The organism is Macrococcus hajekii, from assembly GCF_004359505.1.
Taxonomy (GTDB): Bacteria; Bacillota; Bacilli; order Staphylococcales; family Staphylococcaceae; genus Macrococcus; species Macrococcus hajekii.
On record NZ_SCWE01000005.1, the window covers coordinates 37,424 to 50,242 of the forward strand.

Genomic DNA, 12,819 nt, shown 5'->3' on the forward strand with positions numbered 1-12,819 from the left:
GAGCAACTTATGACTGAAAAAGAAAAGATGCTTAAAGGTGAGCTATACGATCCCCAGGATGAAGTGCTTGTAAGCGATCGTCTTCAGGCTAAGCTGGCCATTCGCAGCTACAATGCAGTACCAGAAAACTTGCAAGAAGAACGAACGAAAAGAATCAAAACTATTTTCGGTTCGACTGGCGAACACATTCATGTTGAAAGTAACCTAAGAGTTGATTATGGTTATAATATTCATGTGGGTGAAAATTTTTATTCGAACTACGATTTAACTTTACTGGACGTGGCAGCTATAGAGATTGGTGACAACTGCATGATTGCGCCTTCCGTCCATATTTATACAGCGACACATCCTGTGCATCCACAGGAACGTAATAGCGGGCTTGAGTTTGCAAAGCCTGTTAAAATTGGTCATAATTGCTGGATAGGCGGTCGTGCCATTATTAATCCAGGCGTTACAATTGGTGATAATGTGGTGATTGCCAGTGGAAGTGTTGTTACAAAAGATGTCCAGGATAATGTAGTGGTGGCAGGTGCGCCTGCACGTGTCATCCAAGTAATCGAAGTTTAATATGAGATACAAAAACAGACATTTCTGAGATTCAGAAATGTCTGTTTTCATATTTATTCATTCTCTTGTTTTAACAATTTCATAATGGCTTTCCCAACACCGCTTTCTTCATTCGTTGCAGTTAAATATTTTGCAGCTGCTTTAGTTTCCGGTGCAGCATTTTCCATTGCCACCGAGAAGACTGCACTTGTGAGCATAGAAATATCATTTAAATTATCCCCTAATGCCATCGTCTGCGACAGCGGGATATTCAGGTGCTCTGCAATACTCTCCAGTGCGACACCTTTTTGTGCTTCAGCATGTGTGATCTCAATGTTGCTACGTGCGGATGCCGAAACAGCGATACTCCGAAATTCATTCAATTCTGCTTTTGCCGCTTCAAGTTTATCCTGATCATTTGAATAAGCAAGAAGTTTCATCACAATCTCACCATCACGTTCGTAGATGATGCTGTAGTCATCAACTTCCTTCAAGGTGCCCTGTGCGAGACGTCTCTCAATTCCTTCACGGATTTTCTTCTCATCAGGGGCATTACCCGTCTGAATCGAAATATCAAGGTAAATTTCAAGATCTTTCTCTTTATTTTCTGTATAAATACCAAAGTTCGTATAAACCTGGTAGAAAATATCATACTTACGTAAAATCTTTGTCACTTCTTTAATCTGGTGCTGATTCAAATGTGAAGTATGTGTAATATTAAATTCTTCATCTCTTACTTCCGCGCCGTTCAGACAAATATAAGGTACACGAAGTCCTGTCGGCTTAACCGGCATATTCGCCTCATAAAAGGCCCGTCCTGTAGCGATAACAACTGTCACACCCTGACTTTGAGCGTAACGAATCGCATCGATATTCTCCTGTGAAATTTCATGAGCCGAATTAAGCAATGTTCCGTCCATATCTGTTGCGATAAGTCTGATCATTCTTTCATCTCCTCTTCTGTTGATTCCACTTTCAAGTTTACTACACCTTTATGTCTCGCCGCCTTGTTTTTGCGTATGTTTCTGAAAAATGTTGTGAGAACTGAACTGCATTCCTCCTGACAGATGCCTCTGATAACTGTTGCCCGGTGATTGAACCGCTCTTCTCTAAGCAGATTCATCAAGCTGCCGCTGCAACCACCTTTTGGATCAGTTGCACCATATACGACGACCGGAATTCTGCTCATCACAACTGCCCCGGCACACATGACACATGGTTCCAATGTCGCATAGAGAACACAGTCTTCAAGACGCCATGAGCCTAGATGCTCTGCTGCCTGATTAATAGCAATCATCTCGGCATGATAAGTAGGATTCTGCTCCGTCTCCCTTAAATTGTGCCCTCGTCCGATCACTTCTCCGTGCTGTACAACAACAGCACCAATGGGCACTTCACCGATTGCTTCAGCTTTTTTTGCTTCTTCCAGTGCTAATTTCATAAAAGTTTCATGGTTCATCTTAATCCACCTTATTTCTATTTGTGATACAATAACATATACATTTTATCGGTAGGAGAAAATTATGTCATTATATATTGCAGTTGAAGGGCCTATAGGTGTCGGTAAAAGTTCACTTACTCATATGCTGGCCGATACGCTCAAGATGGAAACCTTATTCGAAATAGTCGAAGAAAATCCTTTTCTCAGCGATTTTTATGAAGATATCAGTAAGTGGAGCTTTCAGACAGAGATGTTTTTTCTGTGCAACCGCTATAAGCAGATTAACGACTTAGGCAATCGCTCAGTCGTCAGTGATTATCATGTCCTGAAAAATAAAATATTTGCGCGTAACACACTTGATGCTAAGGAATATGCAATATTCGAGAAAATTTATGCGGTTATGACAGAAAATTTACGTCAACCGGATATCACTATTTTTCTATCGGCTGAGCTGCCCGTACTGAAAAAGCGTATTCATAAGCGTAAACGAGATTTTGAAGAAGCGATTGCAGATGATTATTTACTGAAACTGACAGAGGATTATCAGTCTATCTATCAGTCAACGCCGCAAGCACTCTATATAGACACTACACACCTTGATTTCGTCCATAACCCTGAAGACTACGAGAAAATATTGAAACAAATAATGAATTTGATCGGAGAGACACATGCCTAAAATTCCAAACGATGCGATTATCACTATTGCTGGCACAGTAGGTGTCGGCAAGTCATCATTAACTAAAGCCTTAGCAGAGAAACTGAACTTCAAGACATCATTTGAAAAAGTAGATAACAATCCATACCTTGAAAAGTTCTATCAGGATTTTGACCGCTGGAGCTTCCATCTGCAAATTTACTTTCTAGCAGAACGCTTTAAAGAACAAAAGAAAATGTTTGAATACGGTGGCGGTTTTATTCAGGACCGTTCAATCTATGAGGACGTCGATATATTCGCCAAGATGCATGAAGAGGGCGGTACAATGACGCCTGAAGATTTCGAGACCTATTATCAGCTCTACGAGGCGATGGTCATGACACCCTATTTCCCACGCCCTGACTGTCTGATTTACTTAGAATGTGATTACGAGTCTGTGATTAAACGTATAACAGAACGCGGCCGGCAGATGGAGATTGAAACGGATGAAGCCTATTGGCGCGCCTTATTTGCTCGTTATGAAAAATGGATTGACGGCTTCAATGCCTGTCCAGTTGTCCGCATTCATATCAATGAGTACGATGTATTCAATGATATTGACTCACTTGATCCAGTTATAGATAAAATCGCTAAAGTTATTGCTGCGCACCGCGCCTCTCAACAACGATAGACCGTCTTTAGCGGTCTATTTTATTTGTTCTATTTTAATATCAGCCACACTGTCCAGTATCATATCGGCATCTCTTAAATCCTGTTCATCGCCCGAACCACTTAAAACACCGATTACTTGAGAAACCTGGCCATTTCGTCCTAACTGCACATCCATCTCCGTATCACCGACCATCACCGTTTCAGAAGCACTGACATTTAGCTTTAACAGAATTTCGTCCATCAGTGCTTTTTTAGGTTTTTGATATGATGAGTTATCGCTTGTCACAATTAAATCAAAATATGACCGGATATCGAACTTATCGATGAATAAATCCATGGATTTTGTATCATCTGCTGAGACAATCGCAAGTTGATAGCCTGCTTGCTTTAGACGTTTCAATAAATCAGGCACGCCTGCGATAATTTTAATATCAGTGAGTTCACTATCAGAGGATAGATATTCCATCTTCTGATTCGTCCAGTCAGCCAGCTGGTCCCCGTTCGGTAACAGACGCAGTTTATTGACTATCGATTTAGCACTTGTAGATTGCATAAGTTGATCCAGCTTATCATCCACTATACCGAATGCATCTTTAATTTCTGATTTAGGGACATGAATATCTGTACGTGATGAAAATTCATTGATTAAATCATCAGCAAGCTTAACTATGAAACTGCCGAGTTCCATAAGCGTTCCATCTTTATCAAATACAATTAACTTAGCCATTGATTAGACCTTATCCGTCACAGGAACTTCAACGCGCCAGCCGAATGGATCAGGGATAGTACCTGCCTGAATGCCAGTATACTGGTCGTACAAATGCTGAGTAATGCTACCGGTCTGCCCACCGCTAATTTTAATTTCACGTTCTTTATATTTAATAAAGCCGACTGGGGAGAGGACAGCCGCTGTGCCTGTACCGAATATTTCTGAAATATGTTCTGAATCGAGTACTTCCTCTATAGAAATACGGCGTTCTTCAACTTCATAGCCCAGATGCTCCGCAAGCTGTATGATCGATTTACGGGTAATACCCGGCAGAATACTTCCGTTCAGTTCAGGGGTCACAACTTTGCCATCTATTACAAAGAAAATGTTCATACTACCTACTTCTTCTATATAACGCTGCTCTACACCATCCAACCAGAGCACTTGCTGATAACCCAGCTCAGAAGCTCTTGTCTGTGCGGCAAGACTTGCTGCATAGTTACCTGCCGCTTTAGCAAAACCGACGCCTCCTCTTACAGCTCGCACATATTCATCTTCTACATAAATACGCGTTGGCATCAGCTGTTCATCCCCGTAGTAAGCACCGACTGGAGATAAAATAATCATAAACTTATATTCCAGTGCTGCATGCACACCGAGGTGAGGTTCAGTGGCAATCACGAAAGGACGGATGTATAGCGATTCTCCTTCACCTTCAGGTATCCAGTCTTTTTCAAGTGCAACAAGCTGCTTCAATGCCTCAAGTAGGCATTCACCATCCACTTCTGGAATATTCAAACGCGCATTGGAACGATTCATGCGTTTGAAGTTCTCCTCAGGCCTGAAAAGTACAATCGACTCACCCTGACGATAAGCTTTCATTCCTTCAAATACTGCCTGACCATAGTGAAGAACTTGTGCTGACGGAGAAATTTCAATGTTTTGATAAGGTTGAATGACAGCATTATGCCACCCTTTATCTACCGAATAGTCCATCACAAACATATAATCGGTAAAATGCTGGCCAAAACCTAATGATTCTGTCGGTTTTTCCTTTAATTGCTCACGTTGAATTACTTCTACTGCGTTCTTCATCTTGATCATCCTTTTTCTTTTTTATTTATATTCATTCTATACCTCATAAAACATGAGTCAAATAATAACAGTATTTCATGACAGAGATGCAAATGTTGAGCAATAGAAAAGGCATGCAAACTCAGTTTGCATGCCTTTTCCATGATTATTCTTTATCGTAGACAGGTACCCATCCTGCTTCATCTACAAAAATACGAACAGCTACCACTTTACGACTCGTATCGAGAGTAAAGTAATGCCTCACGTTAGGTGGAACTGAAATCAGATCGCCCGGTGTTAAATGGACCTCAAAAAACTGTTCCTGTCCTTGAATGACAAATACACCGTTACCACTCACAACAAAACGCACTTCATCATCTGTATGATGATGCTCACGTTGAAAATTATTCAGCAGCTGGTCCAGGTCTGGTGTCGTTTCAGATAAGCTGATTACATCACTAGCCTGATAACCTCGTCGTTCACTGATGGCCTTGATCTCCGGCTCGAAGGCATCTAAAATTCTCTGCTTGTCTTCATCTGTCAGAGCATAATTCTCTTGTAAATGTTCCGGCAGACGCGAAGTATCCCAGTGTTCATAGATCACATTATTATTTTCCAGATAATTTTTAATATCCTGCTGATTTTCAATTCTTTCCTGTGTGCTCTGTAAAATTAAATAAGCCATATTACATCTCTCCCTTTATATAATGTCTCGCTGCATTTAACTGCAGCTGGTATTCAAATAAAAATTCTGCTGCTTCAAATAATTTCAACGCTTCTGTACTCGTCCGTCCCCAGACGTTGACACCGTGGTTACGAATCAGGACAATGCCATAGTCCGATTGAATATGCGGTACAAGTAGATGTGCCAATTGATTGATATCACTGGGATTTTCAATAATCGGAATACGAAGGACATCATCTTCCTGCCATAACCCAAACGCTTTGATGAGTTCCTGATGGCGGAATTCAATAGAGCCACAATCACCATAGATTTCTGAAATAACATTATTGCTGACTGTATGAATATGAATAGAAGTTCTCGCCTTCGTCCTCTTGAATATTTCGACATGCAGCTGCGTCTCAAGTGAAGGCTTCAATTCTTCAAGCGGTTCGCCCGTCGCTGAGACGTGAACAAAACTCTGATTGTTCGTGATGTATTTATCTACACCGCTTGTTGTCACAAGTAATGTATTGTCATCATTTCTGATACCTAGATTACCGCTCGTTCCAGGAAAAAGGTTTCTAGCTGCTAAACGTTCTTTGACGATTGATAGGTTATGTCTGACGTCGCATGTCATGTGGTGACCTCCTTTAAACGTTCTGCTATCTCTCTAAATGTCTCAAAAGCGATATGCGGAATGTCATTATCTTCAGCATATGAGGTTAACTTATCCGTCGTAAAGAGGACATCTGCCACTTCTGCCAACTTTATATCAGTGATACTATCACCAATGGCAATGACACGATCATCTTTAAGCGTTCTGACAATAGAAGGTTTGCACGTCCCACATTGCCCGGACTCACATAACTTATCACATGGATAGCGCCATTCTACCTGCATGTGGACACTGCTGAAATCAACATCATTCGCGTAGACGGACTTAATACCATTAAACTGAGCAATAATGGGATCGATGAAGAAATGCATCCCTCCACTGATGATATAAAAAGGAATATCTAATGCCTTCGCCGTATCAAGTAACTGCTGGAAACCTGGTCGAATTTTAACTTCAGATAGAACAAAATCAATGATTCTCTCTTTATCTGAACTCTCTAGTATTTGAAAGAGCGTCGTCACACCTTGCTGTATACTGATACGACGATCGAGTATACCTTGCAGAACTGCTTCACTGTCCTGCTGTGCGAAGCGCTTCATAATCGCTACAATCGTATCACTCGATGTTACAGTGCCATCAAAGTCACAGGCTATGATGTACCCCATAATTTAATTGCCTCCTTATAGGCTATGCCTGGTTCTTCTCCATCATAAGCAGCTATTGCCTCAATAAATGCCTGACCACCCGCAGCTGCACCACGCGGATGTCCATGAACACCCCCACCAGCATTAATGACGATATCACGGCCGTAATCATCTATCAGTCGCTTCACCAGTCCCGGATGAATACCTGCAGAAGGTACTGGAAATGCTTCAGATGATTCGGTGACGATCCGTCTTGCTTCAGATTCACTGATAGGTACGGAGCCATAAGGTGCCGGGAAAAGAATAAAGTCAGCGCCAGCTAGTTGAGTCAATTTACTGAGCAGCAGACCATAGCTTAATCCATAATTCGGACTTCCAGAGATTGCTCCACTGAATGAAGGATGCGCCATTATGGGTAAGCCGAGATTCAGTTCGCGCAGCCCTTTCAATACATCCAGCCCGTAAGCATGAACATTGAACAGCAATGCAGTCGCACCTAGTTCTTTAGCACGCTTGGCTTTCTCTGGCAGCTGAAAAACAGGACCCGATAAGTTAGCTGCATAAAGCACCCTTTTACCTGTCTCCTGCTGCACTTCTTCCAGCACTTCCGCCGCTGCCTGAATACGCTCTTCAAAAGGAAGTTCCGGCACATCGTACAGAATCTCATCATCTTTAATGATATCGACTCCACCTAACGCCTGTTCTTTCAGTTGCTGACGAAAGAAAGTCACATCCCGGCCGATAATTCCTTTAAAAATACTCATCACAAGTGGACGTTCCTCAACTTTAAGAAGTGCTCTAACACCTTGCACCCCAAAAGCAGGACCCGGGAAATAAGTAGCATAATCACCTAAATCGAGTTCCACTAACTTCACCTCACCATCCAGCGACAGTTTACCAAATACGGTCGTCAGTATGGAGGAGAAATCCGGGGTTACGTTTTTGACAGGATAACCAATCGTCACTTCAGTGATATCAGCTAATATCTCTGTCTTTACAACACGTCCTTTAAAACCCTGTAGATGCGATTGATCCAGTGTTGTCAAATCTGTCCAGCTACCCACTGTCAGGCCTACCGCCAGTTTTTCGGCAAACGCTTCAGGATGATTAATCACTTTATTAAAATGATAAGTGGCTATTATTTCAGACAATACGTTGACCTCCTTTTCTAAACTGCAATTATCGTTCCCCTTTTCTAAATAGTTCTTCAATTGCTTCTTGAGATGCCTCAATCAATCCATGTTCTGTTGCCAGTGCTGTAATCAGTTCATGTGGTGTTACATCGAAAGCCGGGTTATAGACAGACTGTACACTCGTGAGTGATTGGCCGGCTAGATGTGTGACTTCACTCGCATGACGTTCTTCGATTGGGATATCTGCACCATTTGCTACCTTAAGATCAAATGTCGGTGTTGGTGCTGCCACGTAGAAAGGCACTCCATAGTACTGTGCAGCAATAGCGAGTGGCAATGTGCCAATCTTATTGACGACATCTCCATTAGCAGCAACACGGTCACAGCCCACAAAGACAGCAGTGATTTTCCCTTGCTGCATCAAAGTTGCAGCGGTTGAATCCGTGATGACTGTCACATCAATCCCTGCATCTGATAGTTCATATGCAGTTAATGCACCTTGCAATCTAGGACGGGTTTCGTCGCTATAGACTTTAAACTTAACACCCGCTTCGTGCGCCAGATAAAAGGGTGCGGTCGCGGTACCGTAATCACTAGTTGCAAGTCGGCCTGGATTACAATGAATCAAGAATGCCGTCTTATCCTGTACGAGATGTTTCAATGTATTACCAATCGCAAGATTAATATCAGTATCTTCCGCTTCTATTAGGCGCGCTTCTTGTTCAAGCAGCTGAATACTGTCGTCAACATCATCTGTTATGATTTGTTCCATTCTTTCCAGTGCCCAGTGCAGGTTAACTGCTGTCGGTCTCGTATGCCATAGTCGCTTAATCACTTTTTGCATATAAACCTTGAAGTCACCTGACACAAATTTTCTGGCTCCTATCACTGTGCCGTATGCCGCTGTAATACCGATTGCAGGCGCCCCTCTCACCACCATTTCTTCGATAGCGCGTGCCACTTCTTCAACCGATTCATAAGTTTTGTATACTGTTTCTGTTGGTAGTTTTGTCTGGTCAAGTAAGGTCAGTTGACCGTCATCATAATTGATTGCTCTCATGCTACCTGTTCCTCACCAGCTTCATAGATTTTGAACAATGATGAATAAATCCTCACTTTATCAGGATGCTGAATGAGAAACTTAGCAAAGGTCAGTAGTTTCTTTTCGGTGTTCACTCGTTCAGCGTGTAACTGGGTGATATCCGATACTTTGGCAAGACCAACGATCCTTCTGATCAGTTCGAGTCCCGCAACAATATAAGCATCCCGTTCTATTTCAGTGATAAAAGCTGCAAATAAAGCAGTATCACGCAGCGCGATATCATATGTATTCTCGGTAAGAATCGTCAGCGCCTCTTCTCTAAATGTAGCCAAGATCTCATCTACTACAGATTTTAGCCATATCGCTTGTTCTTCTCGTCCTGATGCTTGTGCATTTGCATAAGCAAAGAATAGATGAGCAATAACATTGCCGACATCATAGCCGGCGGGTCCGAAGAATCCGAATTCCGGATCAATCACTTTCAGTCCGTCTTTTTTTATGAAAATTGAGCCTGAGTGCAGATCACCATGTATCAGACTTTCTGCTTTATTCAGAAACTTCAGTTTAGCTTGAGCCACAGCTGCTTTCAGACTCGCGTCACCATAAATATATTTCTCCACAAACAATTCCAGCTCCGAAGAGATTTCGTTACGGCTGAAGTTGTTATAAAATGGTTCAGTATAGACAAGGTCTTCTGTGATTTCGCATAATTCTGGATTTATCATTTCTTTTTGAAGTGACTTCTTTTCCTTAGCAGGTAAAACAAAATCGGAAGTGCGTATCAATGTTTCTGACAAATAATGTCCCAGTGATTTACCTAGATGCGGACATATATCTCCCTGCTGTAACGCTGTCCGTAATATGGCATAGTCTTTCAAGTCTTCCATCACAACGCATTTCATCACTAAGTCGATCGAGATGATCTCAGGCAGCTGATCGGGGACATAACGGCTATGTGCTTCGATTAATCTGCCTTCTCTGATAGTACGATCTGTTGACAGAACGAATTCATCTGAAATGCGTGCTGTGACACCTGAATGCTTGATGATAACCGACTGCTCACCGTCTGATACTCTGAAGACATAGTTGAGATTACCGTCACCAATTTCAGTTACAGACAGCTGATTACCGTTAAACTTATCAATTTTCTCTCTCGCATATTGTGCAACTGCCACTTCATCCATTAAAAAATAAGTACTAAAATCCATCTTTCGCTCCCTCGATTCTTATCAAGAAAAAAAGACGTTTTTCCCTTCGCAGGGAAAAACGTCGCCATCAGTATCTCTACTTATCTTTCAGTACATATGTACTGTAGGAATTGGCACCTTTTCCACTGGATAGGTTGCTGGACGTCATCGGGCCTAATCCCTCAGTCACTCTTGATAAGAACTATTTAATTTTTTGGTTAAATTGAATATTATATGACTCACATATAAAAGTCAAACTAATTTTCAGATATTTCTAAAATTTATTTCTTTTTTATAGCCTCAAGCATTTCTTCAGTCATTGTATCAAGGTCAAACTTAGGACTGAAGCCCCATTGTGCTTTAGCTTCTGATGCATCGATTGAATTCGGCCAGCTTTCAGCGATTGCTTGACGTACAGGATCAACATCGTAATCCAGTTCGAAGTCCGGCATATGTTTTCTGATGCTTGCTGCCACCATTTCAGGATCAATACTCATCGCAGTTACATTAAATGCATTTCTATCTTTTAAGTTTTCAGCCGGTGCTTCCATCAATTTGATGATAGCATCAATCGCATCATCCATAAACATCATATCCATAAAAGTATCTTTTCCGATGTACGATGTATACTTACCTTCACGCACAGCTTTGAAATAAATTTCAACAGCATAATCCGTCGTACCACCGCCTGGTTCTTTAACGTGTGAGATAAGACCTGGGAAACGAACACCACGTGTATCAACGCCGAATCGATGGAAATAGTAGTCACAGAGAAGTTCTCCTGATACTTTATTGACGCCATACATCGTTGTAGGACGCTGAATCGTTGTTTGCGGTGTATTATCTTTTGGCGTGTTCGGTCCGAAAGCACCGATAGATGATGGCGTGAAAAATTGAAGCTGATATTTACGAGCAACTTCAAGCGCGTTCAGAAGTCCTCCCATATTCAGATTCCAGGCAAAGACAGGATTTTTTTCAGCTGTTGCTGATAATAATGCAGCCATATGCATTAATGTATCCGGTTTAAATTCTGCGGCAATCTGATCCATTCTTTCTGCATCTGTCACGTCAAGTTCTTCAAATGGTCCAGCGAGAATAGCGCTGCCTTCTTCTGGGCGGCGTAAGTCTGTCGCGAGTACATTGTCAGTACCATAGATTTCACGGAGTTTCATTGTAAGTTCCGTTCCAATCTGACCTAAAGCACCTGTAATCATAATACGTTTCATACTTTTCTTCCTTCCGTATATAAAATTATTGAATAATATTTAATTCTTTACCGACTTTTTCATAAATTTTCAGTGCATCATCAAGCATTTCTTTCGTATGTGCTGCTGTTGGCATGTTTCTCACACGCCCAGTTCCTTTAGGGACGGTTGGGAAGACGATTGATTTAGCATATACGCCCTCTTCCATCAGACGTCTTGAGAACTCCTGTGCTTTTTTCTCTTCACCGATGATACAAGGTGTGATCGGTGTTTCAGAATGCCCGATATCAAAGCCAAGTTCCTTCAGACCTTTTTTAAGATAGTCACCATTCTCCCATAATTTATCGTGAAGTTCTGTTGATTCCATGAGAATATCAATCGCTTCAGTGATAGCAGCAGCATCCCCTGGTGTCAGTGAAGTTGAGAACAGGAATGGACGGCCTGCTACTTTTAACCAGTCAATGAGTTCCTGTGTTCCAGCTACATAACCACCGACAACACCGATTGCTTTAGATAATGTGCCCATCTGGAAGTCAATCTTATCCTGCAGGCCGAAGTGTTTAACTGTACCAGCACCTTTACCCATGACACCTGAACCATGTGCATCATCAACATAAGTGATTAAGTTGTATTCTTCAGCAATCTCTGCGATTTCTGGTAATAATGCGACATCACCATCCATTGAGAAGACACCGTCTGTGATATACATAATTTTTTTGTACAGACCTGACTCAGTAGCCTCTTTTGCTTTTGCACGTAAATCGTCCATATCTGAGTGTTTAACACGGATAATTTTCGCTTTAGATAAACGACAGCCATCGATGATAGATGCATGGTTTAATTCATCTGATAATATAGCATCTTCCTTATTCATAACAGCACTGATGGCACCCATATTACAGTTGAAACCTGACTGGAATGCAATCGCTGCTTCTGTCCCTTTGAATTCAGCAATTTTTTTCTCAAGCTCTACATGGACATCCAATGTTCCATTGATAGTACGGACCGCACCTGCACCTACACCGTGAGAATCAATTGTTTTCTTCGCTACTTCTTTCAGACGTTCATTCGTTGCAAGACCAAGATAGTTGTTAGATGATAAGTTGATCAGTTCCTTGCCATCAATTTTAATTTTCGGACCATTTGCCCCCTCAACCACATTGATTTCATTGTATAGACCATTATCCTTCAAGTAATCCAGGTTCTCTGTTAAAAACTGTTGTAAAACTTTAGACATAATAGTTCCTCCTTG

At 41.7% G+C, this 12,819-nt stretch carries 15 protein-coding genes and 1 riboswitch; of the genes, 3 read left to right on the plus strand and 12 right to left on the minus strand.

Features of this window, described 5'->3' with window-relative positions:
* The first annotated feature begins 9 nt into the window (after positions 1 to 9).
* Entirely contained in the window at positions 10 to 567 is a 558-nt protein-coding gene (locus ERX37_RS10025) for a sugar O-acetyltransferase (RefSeq protein WP_229713230.1), read from the plus strand.
* A 53-nt stretch (positions 568 to 620) separates the two neighbouring features.
* Here the strand turns inward: ERX37_RS10025 and ERX37_RS10030 are convergent, their stop codons facing one another.
* Positions 621 to 1,490 carry a Cof-type HAD-IIB family hydrolase gene (locus ERX37_RS10030; RefSeq protein WP_133430545.1) on the minus strand — a complete coding sequence of 290 codons (870 nt, stop codon included), beginning with the start codon at positions 1,488 to 1,490 and terminating at the stop codon, positions 621 to 623.
* The gene (gene tadA, locus ERX37_RS10035) at positions 1,487 to 2,011 is read right to left on the minus strand and encodes a tRNA adenosine(34) deaminase TadA (protein WP_188352371.1); all 525 of its coding nucleotides are present in this window, start codon (positions 2,009 to 2,011) and stop codon (positions 1,487 to 1,489) included. Before tadA ends, ERX37_RS10030 begins: the two co-directional genes overlap by 4 nt.
* A gap of 58 nt (positions 2,012 to 2,069) precedes the next feature.
* Here tadA and ERX37_RS10040 point away from each other — a divergent pair, with 58 nt between their 5' ends.
* Both ERX37_RS10040 and ERX37_RS10045 read left to right on the plus strand, forming a co-directional pair.
* Entirely contained in the window at positions 2,070 to 2,663 is a 594-nt protein-coding gene (locus tag ERX37_RS10040; protein ID WP_373282948.1) for a deoxynucleoside kinase, read from the plus strand.
* Positions 2,656 to 3,312, plus strand: a complete 657-nt coding sequence (locus ERX37_RS10045) for a deoxynucleoside kinase (protein ID WP_133430548.1) — start codon at positions 2,656 to 2,658, stop codon at positions 3,310 to 3,312. Before ERX37_RS10040 ends, ERX37_RS10045 begins: the two co-directional genes overlap by 8 nt.
* 15 nt (positions 3,313 to 3,327) lie before the next feature.
* On the opposite strand, the gene ERX37_RS10050 is transcribed toward ERX37_RS10045, so the two are convergent.
* From ERX37_RS10050 to ERX37_RS10095, 10 genes are all read right to left on the minus strand, one after another.
* On the minus strand, positions 3,328 to 4,020 hold the full coding sequence (locus ERX37_RS10050) for an HAD family hydrolase (RefSeq protein ID WP_133430549.1): 693 nt from the start codon (positions 4,018 to 4,020) through the stop codon (positions 3,328 to 3,330).
* 3 nt (positions 4,021 to 4,023) lie between these two features.
* The gene (locus ERX37_RS10055) at positions 4,024 to 5,097 is read right to left on the minus strand and encodes a branched-chain amino acid aminotransferase (protein ID WP_133430550.1); all 1,074 of its coding nucleotides are present in this window, start codon (positions 5,095 to 5,097) and stop codon (positions 4,024 to 4,026) included.
* 145 nt (positions 5,098 to 5,242) lie between these two features.
* Positions 5,243 to 5,761: a cupin domain-containing protein gene (locus tag ERX37_RS10060; protein WP_133430551.1), complete on the minus strand. Its 519-nt coding sequence runs from the start codon at positions 5,759 to 5,761 to the stop codon at positions 5,243 to 5,245.
* 1 nt (position 5,762) lies between these two features.
* Positions 5,763 to 6,377 carry a methylthioribulose 1-phosphate dehydratase gene (gene mtnB / locus ERX37_RS10065; RefSeq protein ID WP_133430552.1) on the minus strand — a complete coding sequence of 205 codons (615 nt, stop codon included), beginning with the start codon at positions 6,375 to 6,377 and terminating at the stop codon, positions 5,763 to 5,765.
* Positions 6,374 to 7,021 carry an MtnX-like HAD-IB family phosphatase gene (locus ERX37_RS10070; RefSeq protein ID WP_133430553.1) on the minus strand — a complete coding sequence of 216 codons (648 nt, stop codon included), beginning with the start codon at positions 7,019 to 7,021 and terminating at the stop codon, positions 6,374 to 6,376. The genes mtnB and ERX37_RS10070 overlap by 4 nt, the downstream gene beginning before the upstream one ends.
* Positions 7,006 to 8,151: a 2,3-diketo-5-methylthiopentyl-1-phosphate enolase gene (locus tag ERX37_RS10075; RefSeq protein WP_133430554.1), complete on the minus strand. Its 1,146-nt coding sequence runs from the start codon at positions 8,149 to 8,151 to the stop codon at positions 7,006 to 7,008. The genes ERX37_RS10070 and ERX37_RS10075 overlap by 16 nt, the downstream gene beginning before the upstream one ends.
* 28 nt (positions 8,152 to 8,179) lie before the next feature.
* The gene (mtnA, locus tag ERX37_RS10080; RefSeq protein ID WP_133430555.1) at positions 8,180 to 9,193 is read right to left on the minus strand and encodes an S-methyl-5-thioribose-1-phosphate isomerase; all 1,014 of its coding nucleotides are present in this window, start codon (positions 9,191 to 9,193) and stop codon (positions 8,180 to 8,182) included.
* Entirely contained in the window at positions 9,190 to 10,383 is a 1,194-nt protein-coding gene (gene mtnK, locus ERX37_RS10085; protein ID WP_133430556.1) for an S-methyl-5-thioribose kinase, read from the minus strand. Before mtnK ends, mtnA begins: the two co-directional genes overlap by 4 nt.
* A gap of 77 nt (positions 10,384 to 10,460) precedes the next feature.
* Positions 10,461 to 10,564: riboswitch (SAM riboswitch) on the minus strand.
* Between the two features lie 79 nt (positions 10,565 to 10,643).
* The gene (locus tag ERX37_RS10090) at positions 10,644 to 11,588 is read right to left on the minus strand and encodes an L-threonine 3-dehydrogenase (protein WP_133430557.1); all 945 of its coding nucleotides are present in this window, start codon (positions 11,586 to 11,588) and stop codon (positions 10,644 to 10,646) included.
* Between the two features lie 25 nt (positions 11,589 to 11,613).
* Positions 11,614 to 12,804 (minus strand): glycine C-acetyltransferase, encoded by a 1,191-nt coding sequence (locus tag ERX37_RS10095; protein WP_133430558.1) that lies wholly within the window; start codon positions 12,802 to 12,804, stop codon positions 11,614 to 11,616.
* Positions 12,805 to 12,819: the final 15 nt, after the last annotated feature.

What these genes read in the sequence shown, in the direction of transcription:
- mtnB (WP_133430552.1), bottom strand. Translation starts at nt 6,377, where the DNA reads ATGACATGCGACGTCAGACATAACCTATCAATCGTCAAAGAACGTTTA.
- ERX37_RS10055 (WP_133430550.1), bottom strand. Translation starts at nt 5,097, where the DNA reads ATGAAGAACGCAGTAGAAGTAATTCAACGTGAGCAATTAAAGGAAAAA.
- ERX37_RS10090 (WP_133430557.1), bottom strand. Translation starts at nt 11,588, where the DNA reads ATGAAACGTATTATGATTACAGGTGCTTTAGGTCAGATTGGAACGGAA.
- ERX37_RS10030 (WP_133430545.1), bottom strand. Translation starts at nt 1,490, where the DNA reads ATGATCAGACTTATCGCAACAGATATGGACGGAACATTGCTTAATTCG.
- ERX37_RS10060 (WP_133430551.1), bottom strand. Translation starts at nt 5,761, where the DNA reads ATGGCTTATTTAATTTTACAGAGCACACAGGAAAGAATTGAAAATCAG.
- mtnA (WP_133430555.1), bottom strand. Translation starts at nt 9,193, where the DNA reads ATGAGAGCAATCAATTATGATGACGGTCAACTGACCTTACTTGACCAG.
- ERX37_RS10095 (WP_133430558.1), bottom strand. Translation starts at nt 12,804, where the DNA reads ATGTCTAAAGTTTTACAACAGTTTTTAACAGAGAACCTGGATTACTTG.
- ERX37_RS10045 (WP_133430548.1), top strand. Translation starts at nt 2,656, where the DNA reads ATGCCTAAAATTCCAAACGATGCGATTATCACTATTGCTGGCACAGTA.
- ERX37_RS10040 (WP_373282948.1), top strand. Translation starts at nt 2,070, where the DNA reads ATGTCATTATATATTGCAGTTGAAGGGCCTATAGGTGTCGGTAAAAGT.
- ERX37_RS10050 (WP_133430549.1), bottom strand. Translation starts at nt 4,020, where the DNA reads ATGGCTAAGTTAATTGTATTTGATAAAGATGGAACGCTTATGGAACTC.
- mtnK (WP_133430556.1), bottom strand. Translation starts at nt 10,383, where the DNA reads ATGGATTTTAGTACTTATTTTTTAATGGATGAAGTGGCAGTTGCACAA.
- ERX37_RS10070 (WP_133430553.1), bottom strand. Translation starts at nt 7,021, where the DNA reads ATGGGGTACATCATAGCCTGTGACTTTGATGGCACTGTAACATCGAGT.
- ERX37_RS10025 (WP_229713230.1), top strand. Translation starts at nt 10, where the DNA reads ATGACTGAAAAAGAAAAGATGCTTAAAGGTGAGCTATACGATCCCCAG.